At 48.7% G+C, this 21,239-nt stretch carries 18 protein-coding genes; 13 read left to right on the plus strand and 5 right to left on the minus strand.

What is annotated here, in order from left to right:
- From BEA93_RS26400 to dosP, 5 genes are all read left to right on the plus strand, one after another.
- Positions 1 to 73, plus strand: a 73-nt coding sequence (locus BEA93_RS26400; RefSeq protein ID WP_071790943.1) for a glutamate decarboxylase, incomplete at its 5' end; no start/stop codon positions are given.
- Positions 74 to 229: 156 nt separating this feature from the next.
- Positions 230 to 1,765 (plus strand): acid resistance gamma-aminobutyrate antiporter GadC, encoded by a 1,536-nt coding sequence (gene gadC / locus BEA93_RS20675; protein WP_001516379.1) that lies wholly within the window; start codon positions 230 to 232, stop codon positions 1,763 to 1,765.
- 131 nt (positions 1,766 to 1,896) lie between these two features.
- Positions 1,897 to 3,216 (plus strand): family 10 glycosylhydrolase, encoded by a 1,320-nt coding sequence (locus BEA93_RS20680; protein WP_016248698.1) that lies wholly within the window; start codon positions 1,897 to 1,899, stop codon positions 3,214 to 3,216.
- 352 nt (positions 3,217 to 3,568) lie between these two features.
- The gene (dosC, locus tag BEA93_RS20685; protein WP_000426259.1) at positions 3,569 to 4,951 is read left to right on the plus strand and encodes a diguanylate cyclase DosC; all 1,383 of its coding nucleotides are present in this window, start codon (positions 3,569 to 3,571) and stop codon (positions 4,949 to 4,951) included.
- A gap of 24 nt (positions 4,952 to 4,975) precedes the next feature.
- Entirely contained in the window at positions 4,976 to 7,381 is a 2,406-nt protein-coding gene (gene dosP / locus BEA93_RS20690; protein WP_123057425.1) for an oxygen-sensing cyclic-di-GMP phosphodiesterase DosP, read from the plus strand.
- A 67-nt stretch (positions 7,382 to 7,448) separates the two neighbouring features.
- Here dosP and BEA93_RS20695 read toward each other — a convergent pair whose 3' ends face one another.
- Positions 7,449 to 8,372: an omptin family outer membrane protease gene (locus BEA93_RS20695; protein ID WP_105225029.1), complete on the minus strand. Its 924-nt coding sequence runs from the start codon at positions 8,370 to 8,372 to the stop codon at positions 7,449 to 7,451.
- 320 nt (positions 8,373 to 8,692) lie between these two features.
- Positions 8,693 to 9,124 (minus strand): peroxiredoxin OsmC, encoded by a 432-nt coding sequence (gene osmC / locus BEA93_RS20700; RefSeq protein WP_000152293.1) that lies wholly within the window; start codon positions 9,122 to 9,124, stop codon positions 8,693 to 8,695.
- A 322-nt stretch (positions 9,125 to 9,446) separates the two neighbouring features.
- On the opposite strand from osmC, the gene bdm reads away from it, so the two are divergent.
- From bdm to BEA93_RS20735, 6 genes are all read left to right on the plus strand, one after another.
- On the plus strand, positions 9,447 to 9,662 hold the full coding sequence (gene bdm, locus BEA93_RS20705) for a biofilm-dependent modulation protein (protein ID WP_000495761.1): 216 nt from the start codon (positions 9,447 to 9,449) through the stop codon (positions 9,660 to 9,662).
- 90 nt (positions 9,663 to 9,752) lie between these two features.
- Positions 9,753 to 9,890 carry a stationary-phase-induced ribosome-associated protein gene (sra, locus tag BEA93_RS20710; protein ID WP_000841554.1) on the plus strand — a complete coding sequence of 46 codons (138 nt, stop codon included), beginning with the start codon at positions 9,753 to 9,755 and terminating at the stop codon, positions 9,888 to 9,890.
- 155 nt (positions 9,891 to 10,045) lie between these two features.
- Positions 10,046 to 11,743: a malate dehydrogenase gene (gene maeA / locus BEA93_RS20715; protein WP_001516384.1), complete on the plus strand. Its 1,698-nt coding sequence runs from the start codon at positions 10,046 to 10,048 to the stop codon at positions 11,741 to 11,743.
- Between the two features lie 133 nt (positions 11,744 to 11,876).
- Entirely contained in the window at positions 11,877 to 12,887 is a 1,011-nt protein-coding gene (adhP, locus tag BEA93_RS20720) for an alcohol dehydrogenase AdhP (RefSeq protein WP_000642389.1), read from the plus strand.
- A 185-nt stretch (positions 12,888 to 13,072) separates the two neighbouring features.
- Positions 13,073 to 13,351: a type II toxin-antitoxin system RelE/ParE family toxin gene (locus BEA93_RS20730; protein ID WP_105225028.1), complete on the plus strand. Its 279-nt coding sequence runs from the start codon at positions 13,073 to 13,075 to the stop codon at positions 13,349 to 13,351.
- Complete coding sequence (locus tag BEA93_RS20735) at positions 13,351 to 13,635, plus strand: HigA family addiction module antitoxin (protein WP_000781370.1); 285 nt, start codon at positions 13,351 to 13,353, stop codon at positions 13,633 to 13,635. The genes BEA93_RS20730 and BEA93_RS20735 overlap by 1 nt, the downstream gene beginning before the upstream one ends.
- A 226-nt stretch (positions 13,636 to 13,861) precedes the next feature.
- Here BEA93_RS20735 and fdnI read toward each other — a convergent pair whose 3' ends face one another.
- Genes fdnI through fdnG form a run of 3 tightly spaced genes read right to left on the minus strand, consistent with a single transcriptional unit; the run spans position 13,862 to position 18,452 of the window.
- On the minus strand, positions 13,862 to 14,515 hold the full coding sequence (gene fdnI / locus BEA93_RS20740) for a formate dehydrogenase-N subunit gamma (RefSeq protein WP_000045637.1): 654 nt from the start codon (positions 14,513 to 14,515) through the stop codon (positions 13,862 to 13,864).
- Positions 14,508 to 15,392: a formate dehydrogenase N subunit beta gene (gene fdnH, locus BEA93_RS20745; RefSeq protein ID WP_001240589.1), complete on the minus strand. Its 885-nt coding sequence runs from the start codon at positions 15,390 to 15,392 to the stop codon at positions 14,508 to 14,510. Before fdnH ends, fdnI begins: the two co-directional genes overlap by 8 nt.
- Positions 15,393 to 15,404: 12 nt before the next feature.
- The gene (gene fdnG / locus BEA93_RS20750; protein ID WP_077633351.1) at positions 15,405 to 18,452 is read right to left on the minus strand and encodes a formate dehydrogenase-N subunit alpha; all 3,048 of its coding nucleotides are present in this window, start codon (positions 18,450 to 18,452) and stop codon (positions 15,405 to 15,407) included.
- A gap of 231 nt (positions 18,453 to 18,683) precedes the next feature.
- Here fdnG and yddG point away from each other — a divergent pair, with 231 nt between their 5' ends.
- Entirely contained in the window at positions 18,684 to 19,565 is an 882-nt protein-coding gene (gene yddG / locus BEA93_RS20755) for an aromatic amino acid efflux DMT transporter YddG (RefSeq protein ID WP_105225027.1), read from the plus strand.
- 280 nt (positions 19,566 to 19,845) lie between these two features.
- Positions 19,846 to 21,234: a nitrate/nitrite transporter NarU gene (gene narU, locus BEA93_RS20760; protein WP_001207879.1), complete on the plus strand. Its 1,389-nt coding sequence runs from the start codon at positions 19,846 to 19,848 to the stop codon at positions 21,232 to 21,234.
- The last annotated feature ends 5 nt before the right edge of the window (positions 21,235 to 21,239 follow it).

Raw genomic sequence — 21,239 nt, forward strand, 5'->3', positions numbered from 1 at the left:
CTCCCTGAAATACCTCAGCGATCACCCGAAACTGCAGGGTATTGCCCAGCAGAACAGCTTTAAACATACCTGATAACGTTTAAGTGGTAATGCTGTCCCGGAACGCTCCTGTTTCGGGACAAATTCCAAAGTCTGTTCACTGGCATTAGCAACGGAAAATATTGCTCTGAACACGCTTCAGAACAAGACAGGTGCGGTTCCGACAGGAATACCGTTTTAGGGGGATAATATGGCTACATCGGTACAGACAGGTAAAGCTAAGCAGCTAACATTACTTGGATTCTTCGCCATTACGGCGTCGATGGTAATGGCTGTTTATGAATACCCGACATTCGCAACATCTGGTTTTTCATTAGTCTTCTTCCTGCTATTAGGCGGGATTTTATGGTTTATTCCCGTGGGCCTCTGTGCTGCGGAAATGGCTACCGTGGACGGCTGGGAGGAAGGTGGTGTTTTCGCCTGGGTATCGAATACCCTGGGGTTGAAATGGGGATTTGCAGCTATCTCATTTGGCTATCTGCAAATCGCTATCGGCTTTATTCCAATGCTCTATTTCGTGTTAGGAGCGCTCTCCTACATCCTTAAATGGCCTGCACTGAATGAAGACCCGGTAACGAAAACCATTGCAGCACTCATCATTCTTTGGGCACTGGCATTAACGCAGTTCGGCGGCACGAAATATACGGCGCGAATTGCTAAAGTCGGCTTCTTCGCCGGGATCCTGCTGCCTGCATTTATTTTGATCGCATTAGCGGCTATTTACCTGCACTCCGGTGCGCCGGTTGCTATCGAAATGGATGCAAAAACCTTCTTTCCTGATTTCTCAAAAATTGGCACGCTGGTTGTGTTTGTTGCCTTCATCCTGAGTTATATGGGGGTGGAAGCATCCGCAACGCACGTCAATGAAATGAGTAACCCAGGGCGCGATTATCCATTAGCCATGCTGCTATTGATGGTGGCGGCAATCTGCTTAAGCTCGGTTGGTGGTTTGTCCATTGCGATGGTCATTCCGGGTAATGAAATCAACCTCTCCGCAGGGGTGATGCAAACCTTTACCGTTCTGATGTCCCATGTGGCACCGGAAATTGAGTGGACGGTACGCGTGATCTCCGCCCTGCTGCTGTTGGGGGTACTGGCAGAAATAGCATCCTGGATTGTCGGCCCTTCTCGCGGTATGTATGTCACTGCACAGAAAAACCTGCTGCCCGCCAGCTTCGCCAAAATGAACAAAAATGGCGTGCCGGTAACACTGGTTATTTCCCAATTGGTGATCACTTCAATTGCGTTGATTATCCTCACCAATACCGGTGGTGGTAACAACATGTCCTTCCTGATTGCACTGGCACTGACAGTGGTGATTTATCTGTGTGCTTATTTCATGCTGTTTATTGGCTACATTGTATTAGTCCTTAAACATCCTGATTTAAAACGCACATTTAATATCCCTGGCGGTAAAGGCGTAAAACTGGTGGTAGCGATTGTCGGTCTGCTGACCTCAATTATGGCGTTTATCGTCTCCTTCCTGCCGCCGGATAATATCCAGGGTGACTCTACCGATATGTATGTTGAATTACTGGTGGTGAGTTTCCTGGTAGTACTCGCCCTGCCCTTTATTCTCTATGCCATCCATGATCGTAGAGGCAAAGCAAATACCGGTGTAACACTGGAGCCAATTAACAGCCAGAACGCGCCGAAAGGCCACTTCTTCCTGCATCCACGTGCACGTTCACCGCACTATATTGTGATAAACGACAAGAAACACTAACCCTATCTGAGGGGTGACAGTATAAGGGAGCGATAGTTAATCGCTCCCTTTTTCGTACCAGTTATCGTATTGACTTGCCCCAGATAAGTACGAGAATGAGCAACACATCTGTTTACCGGAAACCAGCATATATGGATATCTGCTCCCGAAACGTGAAATTCGCGCTCAAAAGACCAGCGGCGCTCGTTGCACTGGCTCTTTTACTGTGTAGTTGTAAGACAACACCGCCAACCACAATAGTTACACCACCAGCAGGCTTAAAACCACCAGCAACAGCGCAACAATCGTCGCAACCCATGCGTGGTATCTGGCTGGCCACTGTGTCTCGCCTCGACTGGCCCCCGGTTTCCTCGGTTAACATTAGTAACCCCACCACCCGAGCCAGCGTGCAACAACAGGCGATGATCGACAAGCTGGATCATCTGCAACGTCTCGGCATAAATACGGTCTTTTTCCAGGTAAAGCCCGATGGCACTGCCCTTTGGCCATCAAAAATTTTGCCGTGGTCAGATCTTATGACCGGCAAGATGGGTGAAGACCCCGGTTACGATCCGCTGCAATTTATACTCGATGAAGCCCACAAGCGTGGGATGAAAGTACACGCCTGGTTTAACCCCTATCGCGTGTCGGTTAATACTAAACCCGGAACAATCAGGGAATTGAATAACACCCTGTCGCAGCAACCTGCCAGCGTCTATGTGCAGCATCGCGACTGGATCAGGACATCGGGCGACCGTTTTGTTCTCGACCCGGGCATCCCTGAAGTTCAGGACTGGATCACATCGATAGTTGCAGAAGTCGTTTCCCGTTATCCGGTTGATGGTGTGCAGTTCGACGACTATTTCTACACCGAATCACCAGGTTCACTGCTTAACGATAACGAGACGTACCGCAAATATGGGGGCGCTTTTGCCTCGAAGGCAGACTGGCGACGCAACAATACCCAGCAGTTAATCGCGAAAGTATCGCATACCATAAAAAGCCTGAAGCCTGAGGTCGAATTTGGTGTTAGCCCGGCAGGCGTCTGGCGTAATCGCTCACATGATCCACTCGGTTCAGATACCCGTGGAGCTGCTGCCTATGATGAATCCTATGCGGATACCCGCCGTTGGGTCGAACAAGGTTTACTGGATTATATTGCCCCACAAATTTACTGGCCTTTCTCTCGTAGCGCCGCACGCTATGACGTATTGGCTAAATGGTGGGCAGATGTCGTCAAACCGACCAAAACCCGTCTCTATATCGGTGTCGCCTTCTATAAAGTTGGAGAACCCTCGAAGATAGAACCTGACTGGACAGTTAACGGCGGCGTGCCAGAACTGAAAAAGCAGCTCGATCTTAACGACGCTGTTCCAGAAATTAGCGGTACTATTTTGTTCCGCGAAGATTACCTGAATAAACCACAGACCCAGCAAGCCGTTAGTTATCTGCAAAGTCGCTGGGGAAGCTAATCCCCTTTTTTACTGTGCCATCGCCGGTGATTAAAGCACCGGCCTGTTACCTTTCAAAAAAGTCACATTCTCTTAATGTTAAATTATTTGCGTATAAGCAAATGGCCATAATCTCCTGATTAATTAGTATTAATATGAAAAACAAAGTGATGTTCGTCGCCACCGAAAAATAATCACGATGGGCTATACTCTTCAGAAGAACAGTAGCGTAGATTAAAACTGTCTAACTCGTTTATTTCTCTTCATTACATCTTCATATTTCAGGAGAATATGGTGCAATAAGCCTGTCCAGTGTGTTGCGTTTCGTTTTTTCGATCTCATTTGCCTTTCCAGTCGTATAAGGGGCTGAATTATGGAGATGTACTTTAAAAGAATGAAAGATGAGTGGACCGGATTAGTTGCCCAGGCCGCTCCCATCATTCGCACAAAAGCCGCAGAAATTGCCGTTACCCATGCCCATTACCTGAGCAATGAGTTTTATCGTATTGTACGCACTGACCCGCACGCCGAAGAGTTTTTGAGTAACGAACAGGTTGAAAGACAGCTCAAAAGTGCTATGGAAAAGTGGATTATCAACGTACTCTCTGCGCAAACGGACGATGTTGAAAGACTGATACAAATCCAACATACCGTGGCTGAAGTCCATGCTCGTATTGGCATTCCCGTGGAAATTGTCGAGATGGGGTTTCGCGTGCTGAAAAAAATCCTCTATCCAGTGATATTTTCCTCTGATTATTCGCCTGCGGAAAAACTTCAGGTTTATCATTTTTCGATTAACAGTATCGATATAGCCATGGAAGTTATGACCAGGGCGTTTACCTTTAGCGACAGTAGCGCAGCTAAAGAAGATGAGAACTATCGTATATTCTCATTACTGGAAAATGCTGAAGAAGAAAAAGAACGGCAAATAGCCTCATTACTTTCATGGGAAATAGATATTATTTATAAAGTTCTGTTGGATTCTGATTTAGGCAGTAGCCTACCGTTAAGCCAGGCTGATTTTGGCCTGTGGTTTAACCATAAAGGCCGCCATTATTTTAGTGGTATTGCTGAAGTAGGCCATATCTCCCGCCTGGTTCAGGATTTCGACGGAATTTTCAATCAGACAATACTCCATGCCAAAAATCTGAGTAACAAAAGCCTGCGAGTGAAATTTTTATTACAGATACGAAATACCGTATCGCAAATTATCACTTTACTGCGAGAACTGTTTGAAGAAGTTTCTCGCCATGAAGTGGGAATGGATGTGTTAACCAAGCTACTCAACCGCCGTTTCCTGCCGACTATCTTCAAACGTGAAATTGCCCATGCCAATAGAACCGGAACGCCGTTGTCTGTGCTAATCATCGATGTTGATAAATTCAAAGAGATCAACGACACATGGGGACATAACACCGGTGACGAGATCTTACGTAAAGTCTCGCAGGCGTTTTACGACAATGTTCGCAGCAGTGATTATGTTTTCCGCTACGGTGGCGATGAATTTATCATTGTACTGACTGAAGCCTCAGAAACTGACACTTTACGTACCGCAGAACGTATACGCAGTCGGGTAGAAAAAACCAAACTAAAAGCTGCAAACGGCGAAGATATTGTCCTCTCTCTGTCCATTGGTGCCGCCATGTTTAATGGGCATCCTGATTATGAACGTTTAATTCAAATAGCCGACGAAGCTCTGTATATCGCTAAAAGACGAGGTAGAAACCGTGTTGAACTCTGGAAAGCCAGTCTTTAAATGCGCCCGGATGCAGAGGTAATCATGAAGCTAACCGATGCAGAAAATGCCGCTGACGGCATTTTTTTTCCCGCCCTTGAACAAAATATGATGGGGGCGGTGTTAATTAACGAAAATGATGAAGTGATGTTTTTCAACCCAGCCGCAGAGAAGCTCTGGGGATATAAGCGCGAAGAGGTCATTGGCAATAACATCGATATGCTCATCCCCCATAATTTGCGCCCTGCACATCCTGAATATATCCGGCATAACCGTGAAGGTGGTAAAGCGCGTGTCGAAGGAATGAGCCGGGAATTGCAACTGGAGAAAAAAGACGGCAGTAAAATATGGACACGATTTGCCCTGTCAAAAGTGACTGCCGAAGGGAAAATTTATTATCTGGCGCTGGTTCGGGATGCCAGCGTTGAAATGGCGCAGAAAGAACAGACCCGGCAGTTGCTCATTGCCGTAGACCACCTCGACCGACCTGTGATTGTGCTCGATCCTGAGCGTCATATCGTGCAGTGCAATCGCGCATTTACCGAAATGTTTGGCTACTGCATCAGCGAAGCCAGCGGTATGCAACCCGATACGCTACTTAACATTCCTGATTACCCGACAGATAACCGCATTCGCTTACAGCAACTATTGTGGAAAACCTCCCGCGATCAGGATGAATTTCTGTTATTGACGCGTACGGGTGAAAATATCTGGATTAAAGCGTCTATCAGTCCGGTCTATGACGTGCTTGCTCATCTACAAAACCTGGTGATGACCTTCTCAGATATCACCGAAGAACGGCAAATCCGCCAACTGGAAGGCAACATCCTCGCTGCCATGTGCAGTAGCCCACCGTTTCATGAAATGGGTGAAATCATTTGCCGTAATATTGAATCCATTCTTCATGAATCACACGTATCGTTGTATGCATTGCGTAATGGGATGCCAGTGCATTGGGCATCGTCCTCTCATGAGGTAGATGTAAAGAATGCACAAAGCTGGGCTGTCACCATTCGCCAGCGTGATGGTGCGCCTGCGGGGATACTGCAAATCAAGACCGCGGCAGGAACAGAAACCAGTGCATTTGTCGAACGTGTGGCAGATATCAGCCAGCATATGGCCGCACTGGCGCTGGAACAGGAGAAAAGCCGCCAGCACATCGAACAGCTAATTCAGTTTGATCCGATGACCGGTCTGCCAAATCGCAATAATCTGCACAATTACCTTGATGACCTGGTCGATAGAGCCGTCTCTCCGGTGGTGTATCTTATTGGCGTCGACCATATTCAGGATGTGATCGACAGCCTCGGCTACGCGTGGGCCGATCAGGCATTGTTAGAGGTCGTTAATCGTTTTCGCGAAAAACTCAAACCCGATCAGTATCTCTGCCGCGTTGAAGGTGCACAGTTTGTCCTCATTAGCCAGGAGGATGAAGTAAGCAACATTACCCAAATCGCTGATGAGCTACGCAACATCATTAGAAAGCCGGTCATCATTGACGATCAACCTTTTCCTTTAACCTTAAGCATTGGTATCAGTTACGACGTTGGCAAAAACCGTGACTACCTGCTTTCTACCGCCCACAATGCGATGGATTTCATTCGCAAAAATGGCGGTAACGGCTGGCAGTTCTTTAGTCCGACAATGAACGAAATGGTTAAAGAGCGGCTGGTATTAGGTGCGGCGCTGAAAGAAGCGATCAGCAACAACCAGTTGAAACTGGTTTACCAGCCGCAGATCTTCGCGGAAACGGGTGAACTGTATGGTCTTGAAGCTCTTGCTCGCTGGTACGATCCGCAGCATGGTCATGTTCCCCCTTCCCGGTTTATTCCCCTCGCGGAAGAGATTGGTGAAATTGAAAACATTGGTCGCTGGGTCATCGCTGAAGCCTGTCGCCAGTTAGCAGAATGGCATAGCCAGAATATTCACATCCCGGCGTTATCCGTTAACTTGTCTGCGCTGCATTTTCGCAGTAATCAACTACCCAATCAGGTTTCCGACGCGATGGAAGCCTGGGCGATTGACGGCCACCAGCTAACAGTGGAAATCACCGAAAGCATGATGATGGAACACGATACGGAGATCTTTAAACGCATCCAGATCCTGCGGGATATGGGTGTAGGTTTATCCGTCGATGATTTCGGCACCGGCTTTTCTGGTTTATCACGCTTAGTCAGCCTGCCGGTAACAGAAATCAAAATTGATAAAAGTTTTGTCGATCGTTGTCTGACTGAAAAACGCATTCGCGCCTTGTTAGAAGCCATTACCGGCATTGGACAAAGCCTGAACTTAACCGTAGTGGCTGAAGGTGTAGAAACAAAAGAACAGTTTGAGATGTTACGCAAGATCCACTGCCCCGTTATTCAGGGCTATTTCTTCTCACGCCCTTTACCCGCCGAAGAGATCTCTGTCTGGATGTCTACTGCGCTACCGCTTCAAATCGACGTTTAGTAAATCTTGCCCGCACTGGCGGGCAAGATTTCATGTATTCGTATTAAGCTATTTGCGCGCCGCTATATTAAAATCTGTACATAATACCCGCACCAATAATGTAATTATAATTCTGCATCCCAGGTGAATCTTTATCTTTTACACGTTCACCATTTTCTTTATGATAAATTGTTGTGTTACCAACATCATTAGAGAATCTACTCCATGATATTTCTGTAAAAATACGCGCCTGTGGATTAATGTTATACCCCACATTAATAAGACCTGAGTAATATTTTTGGTTAGATACTTTATCTTTAAATGTAATGTTGCTCAAGTAATGCTGATCTGTGCCTTTCCCTTCTCCCCAGGCGCTATATTTAAATTGCGTTATAATATCAAAATCATGGTAGATATATTTACCAGAAAGACCTAAATAGGGAGCGCTGAATTTTTGTTGGTAACCAATAACTTTTTGGCCATGAGGAATATCACCAATGTCGGCACCGTTGTCATAACTATAGTAACCGCCTTTCGCCAACCAACTGAAACGCGTCTCCTGATAGCCTAACACAGCGCCTAATTGGTAGTTTTGTTCCTTTAAAAACCAACCTGTCATATTGAGATCAAACTGATTTGCAAAATTTAACCGTGTTGCAGGATGATGTGACCAATCGCTCCAGTGTTGTTGCCCCGGCTCCAGCCAGTCATAATCATCCATTAGCGCACCGGCAGAGGCAAGCGTCGTCCAGCCGTTGGCATTAAGAGTCAGCCATGAGACTGCATCCCAGGTTACGCCCATTTTAACAATGGGCGTATTTTGAATTTTCCAGTCCAGTTGGCTAAGTGTGCCACCATTACTATAGACAAACTCACCTGACTCACCATTCAGAAATGAAAGAGAAGCATCAACAAAAACACTGTCAGGTGGGAAATTAAATTCTGAAGATGCACTTGCATACTGGCTTAGATAAATTAACACAATAAAAAAAGAGACCTTTTTCACCGACATGGCTTCATCCTTATTGAACAATATCAATTAGCAAATTAATTGAAATGAATTAATTTAAATAGATTTGAATTGGTTAAAATTAACTAAGTCTTACAATGGCACATATGATTCGCACCATCAAACAGAAAACATAAATAACCCAATATTTACTGATATTCTGAACGAAGTATAAATTCACAACCTGATGCAATAATGATTTTTTATGCGCAGAGGGGATAATGAGCAGAATAAAGATGCGGTTTAAATACGAGATCTCATTGGGATAAGGACAAAGTATCTGTGTAGATAACTTGCCGGATGACGCATCATCCGGCGAGAATTTATGCTTTCAACTGGTAATCCAGCGTAATTTCCGCTTTCAGTACCTGAGAAACCGGACATCCTGCTTTTGCTTTCTGGATAATACCGTCAAAGGTGGAAGCATCAATGCCCGGAACGGCGACTTCGCTTTTCAGTGCAATTTTAGTAATCGCAAAACCGGCATCCACTTTATCCAGTGATACATCGGCAGTGGTATCAATCGATGTTGGTGTGAATCCCGCTTCCCCCAGCATTAATGAAAGCGCCATCGAGAAACAAGCGGCATGTGCTGCACCAATCAGCTCTTCCGGGTTGGTTCCTTTTGCGCCTTCAAAACGCGTGTTAAACCCATACGGTTGTTGGTTCAGCACACCGCTCTCGGTAGATACTGTTCCCTTCCCGCGTTTGATATCGCCTTCCCAGTGTGCCTGACCTTTCTTATGGATTGTCATTGTTGCTCTCCTGTGGGCTTAAAAAGGAAATTATAGACTACGGGAGAAACAGCAAGAGGATAAGCAGGATATTCCGAATTAAACCGGCTAAAAAAATCACCTGCGCATTTAAATGGAATGACCGCACCGGATGTCTGGAAATATAGGATTAAAACGATACCCCAACAAATAAAAACCAATAACATCATGCATTTAAAATATAAAAATTACCAACCAGGATTATTCCTGGTAACGAGACAATAAATATTTGCCATGCTGAATGTGCTTTATAAATCTGCGAGGCGTAGCAGACACCATAAATACACAGACAAGGAGGATCACTATGTTTACTTATTATCAGGCAGCAAATTCCACCGCAGAACCCGCTCTGGTTAACGCCATTGAGCAAGGCCTTCGGGCAGAGCACGGTGTTGTCACTGAAGATGATATTCTCATGGAGCTGACCAAATGGCTGGAAGCTTCTGATAACGACATCCTCAGTGATATCTACCAGCAAACTATTAATTATGTGGTCAGTGGCCAGCACCCTACACTTTAAGCTGCTATGCTTGATCCGCAACCTTAGGGGTTACGTTTCTTCGCTTTGGCGAATTGTCCTTAAAACTAGTAACAGGATTGAGGAGTTAAAATGAAATCGAACCGTCAGGCCCGTCATATTCTTGGACTGGATCATAAAATATCTAACCAGCGCAAAATAGTTACCGAAGGTGACAAATCCAGCGTGGTAAATAACCCAACAGGCAGAAAACGCCCCGCTGAAAAGTAAGTTTTAACAATCCGTCCTCAATGACGATTAAACACCATTGCCAGCGCAATGGTGTTTTTGTTTTTATCTGCTTTATACTTGGGCCGACGCCCTGGCGGTAAAGCAAAGACGATAAAAGCGCCCCAGGGATGGATATTCAAAAAAGAGTGAGTGACATGGAACCAAAAACAAAAAAACAGCGTTCGCTTTATATTCCTTACGCTGGCCCTGTACTGCTGGAATTTCCGTTGTTGAATAAAGGCAGTGCCTTCAGCATGGAAGAACGCCGTAACTTCAACCTGCTGGGGTTACTGCCGGAAGTGGTCGAAACCATCGAAGAACAAGCGGAACGTGCGTGGATCCAGTATCAGGGATTCAAAACCGAAATCGACAAACACATCTACCTGCGTAACATCCAGGACACCAACGAAACCCTCTTCTACCGCCTGGTGAACAATCATCTTGATGAGATGATGCCCGTCATTTATACCCCAACCGTCGGCGCGGCCTGTGAACGTTTCTCCGAGATCTACCGTCGTTCGCGCGGCGTGTTTATCTCTTACCAGAACCGCCACAATATGGACGACATCCTGCAAAACGTGCCGAATCACAACATTAAAGTGATTGTGGTGACGGATGGCGAACGTATCCTGGGCCTGGGTGATCAGGGTATCGGCGGGATGGGCATTCCAATCGGTAAACTGTCGCTCTATACCGCCTGTGGCGGCATCAGCCCGGCGTATACGCTGCCGGTAGTATTGGACGTTGGCACCAACAATCAGCAACTGCTTAACGACCCGCTGTATATGGGCTGGCGGAACCCGCGTATCACCGACGACGAATACTATGAATTTGTTGATGAATTTATCCAGGCCGTGAAGCAACGCTGGCCTGACGTGTTGCTGCAGTTTGAAGATTTCGCACAGAAAAACGCGATGCCGCTGCTGAACCGTTATCGCAATGAAATATGTTCCTTTAATGATGACATTCAGGGGACCGCCGCGGTAACGGTCGGAACGCTGATAGCAGCCAGTCGCGCGGCGGGTGGTCAGTTAAGCGAGAAAAAAATCGTCTTCCTCGGCGCTGGCTCTGCGGGATGCGGCATTGCGGAGATGATCATCGCCCAGACCCAGCGCGAAGGATTAAGCGAGGAAGCGGCGCGGCAGAAAGTGTTTATGGTCGATCGCTTTGGCCTGCTGACCGACAAGATGCCAAATCTGCTGCCTTTCCAGACCAAACTGGTGCAGAAGCGGGACAATCTCAGCGGCTGGGATACCGACAGCGATGTGCTGTCACTGCTCGATGTGGTGCGCAATGTCAAACCGGATATTCTGATTGGCGTCTCCGGACAGGCCGGGCTGTTTACGGAAGAGATCATCCGCGAAATGCACAAGCATTGCCCACGCCCAATCGTGATGCCTCTCTCTAACCCGACATCACGCGTCGAAGCCACGCCGCAGGACATTATTGCCTGGACCGAAGGTAATGCGCTGGTCGCCACTGGCAGCCCGTTTAATCCCGTGGTATGGAAAGATAAAATCTACCCTATCGCCCAGTGTAACAACGCCTTTATCTTCCCGGGGATCGGGCTGGGCGTTATTGCTTCCGGCGCGTCACGCATCACCGATGAGATGTTGATGTCGGCAAGTGAAACCCTGGCGCAGTATTCTCCTCTGGTGCTGAACGGCGAAGGTCTGGTATTGCCGGAACTAAAAGATATTCAGAAAGTCTCCCGGGCTATAGCTTTTGCGGTCGGCAAAATGGCTCAGCAACAAGGCGTGGCGGTGAAAACCTCCGCCGAAGCTTTACAACAAGCCATTGACGATAATTTCTGGCAAGCCGAATACCGCGACTACCGTCGTACTTCCATCTAAGTCTCTGCCCGGTAGTGAACACTGCCGGGCAATTTTTCTCTCCCTTTTTCAGATCTCATCCATACTGGGTAGTGGCGAATAAATCTCATTTGCCTCACCTGCTATGCAGAACATCATCCGAAAAGGAGGAACTATGAAGGCTGCGGTTGTTACGAAGGATCATCATGTTGACGTTACGGATAAAACGCTGCGCTCACTGAAACACGGTGAAGCTCTGTTAAAAATGGAGTGTTGTGGTGTATGTCATACCGATCTTCATGTTAAGAATGGCGATTTTGGTGATAAGACCGGCGTAATTCTGGGGCACGAAGGCATTGGTGTGGTGGCGGAAGTTGGCCCTGGAGTAACTTCATTGAAACCAGGCGATCGTGCAAGCGTAGCATGGTTCTTTGAAGGATGCGGTCATTGCGAATACTGTAACAGCGGCAACGAAACCCTCTGCCGTTCAGTTAAAAATGCCGGATACAGCGTTGATGGCGGGATGGCTGAAGAGTGCATCGTGGTCGCTGATTACGCGGTCAAAGTGCCGGATGGCCTGGACTCGGCTGCCGCCAGCAGCATTACCTGCGCGGGCGTCACCACCTATAAAGCGGTGAAACTGTCAAAAATTCGCCCCGGGCAGTGGATTGCTATCTACGGTCTTGGCGGTCTGGGCAACCTCGCCCTGCAATATGCGAAGAATGTCTTTAACGCCAAAGTGATCGCCATTGATGTCAATGATGAGCAACTGAAACTGGCGACCGAGATGGGCGCTGATTTAGCAATTAACTCACGCTCTGAAGATGCTGCCAAAATTGTGCAAGAGAAAACCGGTGGCGCTCATGCCGCGGTGGTGACGGCGGTAGCAAAAGCCGCATTTAACTCGGCGGTCGACGCCGTTCGCGCAGGTGGGCGTGTCGTGGCTGTAGGTCTACCGCCGGAATCTATGAGTCTTGATATTCCACGGCTGGTGCTGGATGGCATTGAAGTCGTAGGTTCGCTGGTCGGCACGCGCCAGGATTTAACCGAAGCCTTCCAGTTTGCCGCCGAAGGTAAAGTGGTGCCAAAAGTCGCCCTGCGTCCGTTAGCGGACATCAACACCATCTTTACCGAGATGGAAGAAGGTAAAATCCGTGGCCGTATGGTGATTGATTTCCGTCGCTAAGAGTCCTTTGCTGCGACTGCCATGTTCGGGTCGCAGCCTGTTTTGCGAGACGCTTTCCGCAATTTCACTCTTCTTCTTTTCCTCCCCGATCTTTCCCCTCACAATTCGCGAAAACGTAGCGAAATTTGTTGCGCTGCACGGAACAATAGTGATAGTGTTCCTTTCGAAGGAACAAGGATGAAGAGATGATAATGAATTTCAGACACAAGGGATTGCGTGACTTGTTTCTTCTCGGCAAAACCTCCGGCGTTATGCCGACGCAAGTCAAACGATTACGCCACCGACTCGCTGTGATTGATGCAGCAAGCTGTCTTGCTGATATCGATATGCCCGGTTACCGACTACACCCGTTAAGCGGCGATTGCGATGAAATTTGGGCGATATCTGTCTCAGACAACTGGCGAATCACATTTGAATTCGTCAATGGCGATGCATACATACTGGATTACGAGGACTATCACTGATGAAAATGGCCAATCATCCCCGCCCGGGGGACATTATTCAGGAATCACTGGACGAACTTAATGTCAGCCTGCGCGAGTTTGCCAGAGCAATGGAAATTGCGCCCTCAACGGCAAGCCGATTGCTGACCGGAAAAGCAGCTTTGACACCAGAAATGGCGATTAAACTTTCCGTGGTGATCGGCAGTTCGCCGCAAATGTGGCTGAATCTGCAAAACGCCTGGAGCCTGGCAGAGGCTGAAAAAACGGTGGATGTGTCGCGACTGCGCCGTCTGGTTACGCAATAAAAAAATGGCACCTTATAAAGCGCCATTTGAAACTGATGACAAACGCAACATTGCCCGATGCGCTACGCTTATCAGGCCTACACGTTCACTGCAATCTATTGGATTTGAACGGTTTGTAGGCCGGATAAGGCGTTCACGCCGCATCCGGCATGAACAAAGTGCACGTATCTACAATAAAAAATGGCGCCTTTTACAGCGCCATTTTCAGCTTAAAGCTCAAAAGAGATTATATCCCTTCTTCACTCTCTTTTTTCGCTTCGGCCTTCTCGATTTCACGATACCAGCGCGGATGGTGTTTCTTCGCCCAACGACGGCTCACCTTTCCTTCGACCATCCCTTTAATCGACCCTTTCACCCAGAATGCCATATACATATGGATCAGGATGGCGTGGATCAGGATGATACCCGCGGCTGCGTGGATCAGCAGACTGTAGCGGACAACCTGAATCGGGAAGTACTGCGCAAAGTACGGACGCCAGATAATCACCCCGGTCACCAGCAGCACGAAAATCATGCTCATGATCGACCAGAACATCATCTTCTGCCCGGCGTTGTACTTACCGACATCCGCCACTTTGTGCTCATTGCCTTTCAATACTTCGACAATGTTCAACAGCCACGGAATATCTTTCTTATCCGGGATGTTGTGATGCACAAAGCGGAAGAACATAAACATCAGCGCGACAAAAATCGCAATGCCGAAGAATGGGTGCAAAATGCGTCCCATCTGCGGCGTACCGAAGGTTTGCGTCAGCCATTGCAGCGTCGGGAAGAAGAACGAAATCCCGGAAAGTGCCACCAGGAAGAAGCAAATCACCACGGTCCAGTGACAGGCGCGATCAATAAACTTGGTGCGCACAATCATTTTCGACTTACTCATGATTTCCCTCCTCGTCATCGTCCACTTCCTTATTCGGGCCAATACCGATGTAGTGGAAAATCAACCCGGCAAAGGTGGCGATAAAGCCAGCCGCTGCCAGCGGTTTCAACGCGCCTTTCCACAAGTTCACCGAAGTATCAATCTTCGGCTCCTTCGGTAGACCGTGATACAGCTCCGGCTGATCGGCGTGATGCAACACATACATAACGTGCGTGCCACCAACCCCTTCCGGGTTGTAGACGCCAGCATGTTCGTAGCCACGCGCTTTCAGTTTCGCCACCCGCTGTTCCGCCAGCTCCAGCATCTCCTTCTTGGTGCCGAAGTGGATCGCCCCGGTCGGACAGGTTTTCACACAAGCCGGTTCCTGGCCGACGCTGACGCGATCGACGCAGAGGGTGCATTTATATACCCGGTTATCCTCTTTGTTGAGGCGCGGAATATTAAACGGACACCCGGCAATGCAGTAACCACAGCCGATGCAGTTTTCCGACTGAAAATCGACAATGCCGTTAGCGTACTGAATAATTGCACCGGCAGACGGACACGCCTTCAGGCAGCCCGGATCTTCACAGTGCATACAGCCGTCTTTACGGATCAGCCACTCCAGCTTACCGTTCTGTTCGGTTTCGCTAAAGCGCATCACCGTCCAGGATTTGGCGCTCAGATCGGCGGGGTTATCGTAGACCCCGACGCAGTGCCCCACTTCATCACGGATGTCGTTCCACTCCGAACATGCCACCTGGCAGGCTTTACAGCCGATACAGGTGGAAACGTCGATAAGTTTCGCGACTTCTGCTTTGTAATCACGCACCTGCGAAGGCGGCGTGATGGAGTTAGTTGCGGACCTTTTGATAATGTCCTGCGTTTCCATAGCCATCTGTTCGCCCCCTTACGCCTTCTCGATGTTGACTAAGAACGCTTTATATTCCGGCGTTTGCGAGTTTGCATCACCGACATTCGGCGTCAGAGTGTTAGCGATATAGCCTTTACGCGCGACACCCTCAAAGCCCCAGTGGATTGGAATACCCACCGTTTCTACCTGTTGACCGTTAACGTTCAGCGGCTTCAGACGGCGCGTTACCACGGCCACCGCGCGGATAAAGCCACGCTTACTGGAGACAGTGACACGATCGCCATTGGCAATGCCTTTCGCCGCCGCCAGCGTTTCGCTGATTTCCACAAACTGTTCCGGCTGGGCGATTGCGTTGAGCAATGCGTGCTTGGTCCAGGTGTGGAAGTGCTCGGTCAGACGGTAGGTCGTACCCACGTAAGGGAACTGCTCTTTTTTACCCATCCGCAGCGCATCTTGTTCATACAGACGCACGACCGGGTTAGACACCACGTTTGGATGCAGCGGGTTCGTACCCAGCGGCGTTTCAATCGGCTCGTAGTGTTCCGGGAATGGACCTTCTGCCATTTTGTTGATGGCAAACAAGCGTCCCATCCCCTCCGGCTGCATGATAAACGGCCCGGTTGGCGTACCCGGTGCGGCATTGCCGAAGTCCGGAATATCATTGCCCGTCCACTTGCTGCCGTTCCACTGGATCAGCATCCGTTTCGGATCCCACGGTTTACCGTTGATATCCGCTGAAGCACGGTTGTACAGCACGCGACGGTTGAGCGGCCACGCCCATGCCCATCCCAGCGTATTCCCCAGACCTGACGGGTCGGAGTTATCGCGGTTGGCCATCTGGTTGCCCTGCTCGGTCCAGCTACCGGTGTAGATCCAGCAAGAAGATGCAGTCGTACCGTCATCACGCAGATGCGCAAAGCTACTCAGCAACTGACCTTTCTTCGCAATCAGCACGCCATTGGCATCATAGAGATCTTCCAGCGCATAGCCGTTGTTCTCTTTTGCCACTTCGTCAGATTGCGGCTCGTGCGGCTGCTTGTAGTTCCAGCTCATCTTCATCAGCGGTTCTACGCCTTTACCACCTTCGGCTTTATACAGCTCGCGCAGATGGTGGTAGATACCCGCCAGAATTTCACCGTCGTTACGCGCTTCGCCCGGAGCGTCCTGACCTTTCCAGTGCCACTGCAACCAGCGACCGGAGTTGGCGATAGAGCCATCTTCTTCAGCAAAGCAGGTCGAAGGCAGACGGAATACCTCGGTCTGGATAGACGCCGGATCGACATCGTTCGACTCGCCGTGGTTCTGCCAGAAGGTGGAGGTTTCAGTCACCAGCGGATCGATAACCACCATGTATTTCAGCTTACTCAGGCAGCTAACTACTTTGTTTTTGTCCGGGAAGGACGCAACCGGGTTAAAGCCCTGGCAGAAATAACCGCTGACCTTGCCTTCGTCCATCATGTTGAAATACTTGATGACGTCGTAGGTCTGATCCCACTTCGGCAGCCAGTCGTAACCCCAGTTGTTTTCTTTCTGTGCGGCATCGCCGTAGAAAGATTTCATCAGGCTAACGAAGAACTTCGGATAATTGCTCCAGTAGTTCACCTGATCAGCCAGCGTCGCTTTCGGCGTATTCGCTTCCAGATACGACTGCAGATCAACCTGTTTTTCTGACGGCAGCGTCAGATAACCCGGTAAGCTGGTAGAGAGCAGACCTAAGTCGGTCAGACCCTGAATGTTGGAGTGGCCGCGCAGCGCGTTCACGCCACCACCAGCCATACCCATGTTGCCGAGCAGCAACTGGATCATCGCCATAGTACGAATGTTCTGCGCACCGACAGTGTGCTGCGTCCAGCCCAGGGCGTACAGGAAGGTGGTTGTGCGATCCGGCGCGCTGGTGGAGGCCAGCACTTCACACACTTTCAGGAAGTCGGCTTTTGGCGTACCACAGATGTTTTCTACAACATCCGGCGTGTAGCGGGAAACGTGCTCTTTCAGCAGGTTCCACACGCAGCGCGGATGAGTCAGCGTATCATCGCGTTTCGCATAGCCATTTTCATCGAACTGATAGTTCCAGGACGACTTATCGTACTGGCGTTTTTCAGCGTCATAGCCGCTGAACAGGCCGTCTTCGAAAGCAAAATCATCACGCACCAGCAGGCTGGCGTTGGTGTAATGCTTAACGTATTCAGCGTTGATTTTGTTGTTTTCGATCAGGTAGCGCAAAACGCCAGACAGGAACGTAATGTCCGTACCGGAACGAATAGGCGCGTAGATATCCGCGACAGAAGCGGTACGCGTAAAACGGGGATCGACAACGATCAAGGTTGCATCGTTGTTGTTTTTCGCTTCCATCGCCCAGCGGAAACCGACGGGATGCGCTTCAGCAGCGTTACCGCCCATCACCATCACGACGTTAGCGTTTTTGATATCCACCCAGTGGTTGGTCATCGCACCGCGACCAAATGTTGGAGCAAGACTTGCTACCGTTGGTCCGTGTCAGACGCGTGCCTGGTTGTCTACCGCCAGCATCCCGAGGGAGCGAGCAAATTTTTGGGTCAGCATCCCGGTTTCGTTGCTGGCACCGGAAGCACACAGCATACCGGTAGAAAGCCAACGGTTAACCGTTACGCCCTGCTCGTTCTTCTCAATAAAGTTGGCATCACGGTCAGCTTTCATCAGCTTCGCAATACGGGAAAATGCTTCATCCCAGCTAATACGCTGCCATTTATCTGAACCTGGAGCGCGATATTCCGGGTAACGCAGACGGTTTTCACTGTTCACGTAGTCCAGCAAACCGGCCCCTTTCGGGCACAGCGCACCGCGGCTTACCGGATGATCCGGATCACCCTCAATGTGATAAATCGCTTCTCTGGCGTTTTTAGCTCCATCACCCAGGCTATACATCAATAGCCCGCAACCTACGGAACAGTATGTGCAGGTGTTACGGATCTCTTTTGCGCGTAATAATTTATAGTTTCGCGCCTGAGCCAGTGCTTGCTTCGGGGCAAAGCCCAATGCTGCTACTGTTGTTCCAGCCATACCGCCCGCGCAGATTTTAAAAAATTGTCTGCGACTGACGTCCATTGCTTTCCTCTTTTTACACGGGTGTAACTGCGCGAGGAAACTAACAGTAAAATTCCGAATCTTTTTGCGCCAAATCAAAAAGAACGCCTGTTTGCCACAAAATAGTTCGCCTTTACAAATTGACCTACCTCAATAGCGGTAGAAAAAGTCACCACGTCCTGACAGGCAGGTTAAAAAAATGCTATAAATTTCAGCGCGATTTTTAATGGCAAGAGAGAAAAAAGAGCAAATATGACAAAACAAAAAGCAACACTCATTGGCCTGATTGCGATCATCTTGTGGAGCACGATGGTTGGGTTGATTCGTGGGGTCAGTGAGGGGCTCGGTCCGGTAGGAGGAGCGGCGGCGATCTATTCATTAAGCGGACTACTATTAATATTCACTGTTGGATTCCCACGTCTTCGGCAGATCCCGAAAGGCTATTTACTTGCTGGCAGCGTATTGTTTGTCAGCTATGAAATTTGCCTCGCGCTTTCTTTGGGATACGCGGCCACCCGCCATCAGGCCATTGAAGTCGGTATGGTGAACTATCTATGGCCCAGCCTGACGATTCTTTTTGCCATTCTTTTTAACGGACAAAAAACAAATTGGCTGATTATTCCAGGATTGCTTTTCGCGTTGATGGGTGTTTGTTGGGTGCTGGGCGGTGAGAATGGCCTGAAATATAATGAAATAATCAATAATATCACTACCAGCCCATTAAGTTATTTTCTGGCGTTTATTGGTGCCTTTATCTGGGCGGCTTATTGCACGGTAACCAATAAATATGCCCGTGGATTTAACGGCATTACCGTTTTCGTTCTTCTGACGGGTGCAAGCCTATGGGTTTACTATTTTCTGTCGCCACAACCAGAGATGGTTTTTAGCACCCCTGTCATCGTCAAACTCATTTCTGCGGCTTTTACTTTAGGATTTGCTTATGCCGCCTGGAATATCGGTATTTTACATGGCAATGTCACTATTATGGCAGTAGGGTCTTATTTTACCCCCGTACTTTCGTCAGCGCTTGCTGCCGTGCTGCTCAGCGCACCGCTGTCGCTCTCATTCTGGCAAGGCGCACTGATGGTCTGTGGCGGTTCTCTGCTCTGCTGGCTGGCGACACGTCACCGATAAATAAAGATGACAAGATGAGGCCAACGCTTCATACAGCAACAAAACACGTTCAGGGATATGCGGATTTAAAAATTAGTGAAGGCAATGATATATTTTTGTTACATTCAGTAACACATAAGCCTTCAGATAATCCGCTTTCTCACCGCGCGGCTGTGCTTTCTTATCTATTCTTTCATTCAGCACTTCACTCTATTCATCCTTAATTCTAAAAACGGGCGGTTGCGCCCAACGTCCTGTCTTTTCTTTTTTTCATTAACAATGTGTGCATGCGAGGAAGAATATGGCACTGCAAAATGAGAAAAACAATCGTTATCTTTTGCGCGACTGGAAGCCAGAAAATCCGGCATTCTGGGAAAATAAAGGAAAGCATATAGCACGAAGAAATCTCTGGATATCAGTTAGTTGTTTACTTCTTGCGTTCTGTGTCTGGATGTTATTTAGCGCTGTCGCCGTTAATCTCAACAAAATCGGCTTTAATTTTACTACCGATCAACTTTTTTTATTAACCGCATTACCCTCCGTTTCGGGCGCATTATTACGTGTTCCCTACTCCTTTATGGTGCCAATATTTGGTGGACGTCGCTGGACCGTTTTTAGTACCGCTATCCTGATTATTCCCTGCATCTGGCTCGGTTTTGCCGTGCAAAATACAGCTACTCCCTTCGGTGTATTTATTGTAATTGCTCTGCTGTGCGGTTTTGCGGGCGCAAACTTTGCTTCAAGTATGGGAAATATCAGTTTTTTCTTCCCGAAAGCCAAACAAGGTAGCGCACTTGGCATTAATGGCGGACTGGGTAATTTAGGCGTCAGCGTGATGCAACTGGTTGCGCCGCTGGTGATTTTTGTTCCGGTATTTGCCTTTCTTGGTGTTAATGGCGTACCGCAGGCCGATGGCTCTGTGATGTCACTGGCTAATGCTGCCTGGATTTGGGTGCCATTGTTGGTCATTGCCACCATTGCTGCCTGGTCAGGGATGAATGATATTGCCAGTTCACGTGCATCAATTGCCGACCAGTTACCTGTGTTACAACGCCTGCATCTCTGGCTGTTGAGTCTGCTCTACCTCGCCACTTTTGGCTCGTTCATCGGCTTTTCCGCGGGTTTTGCCATGCTGGCAAAAACGCAGTTCCCGGATGTGAATATTCTGCAACTGGCGTTTTTTGGCCCGTTTATCGGTGCCATTGCGCGATCGGTTGGCGGCGCTATCTCCGATAAGTTCGGCGGCGTTCGCGTTACGCTTATCAACTTTATTTTTATGGCTCTGTTCAGTGCGTTGCTGTTTCTGACGTTACCCGGCACGGGTTCAGGTAATTTCATTGCGTTTTACGCCGTATTTATGGGGTTGTTCCTGACGGCGGGTCTGGGAAGTGGCTCTACTTTCCAGATGATTGCCGTCATCTTCCGCCAGATAACCATTTATCGGGTGAAGATGAAAGGCGGTAGCGATGAAGAAGCACAGCGAGAAGCAATCACCGAAACCGCCGCCGCACTTGGCTTTATCTCGGCAATTGGTGCAGTTGGCGGCTTTTTTATTCCACAGGCGTTTGGCATGTCGCTGAATATGACCGGCTCGCCGGTTGGCGCGATGAAAGTGTTTTTAATCTTTTACATCATCTGTGTGCTGCTGACCTGGCTGGTCTATGGTCGGCGGCAGTTTAGCCAAAAATAAGAGAT

The sequence above is a fragment of the Escherichia sp. MOD1-EC5950 genome (assembly GCF_002965345.1).
Taxonomy (GTDB): Bacteria; Pseudomonadota; Gammaproteobacteria; order Enterobacterales; family Enterobacteriaceae; genus Escherichia; species Escherichia marmotae.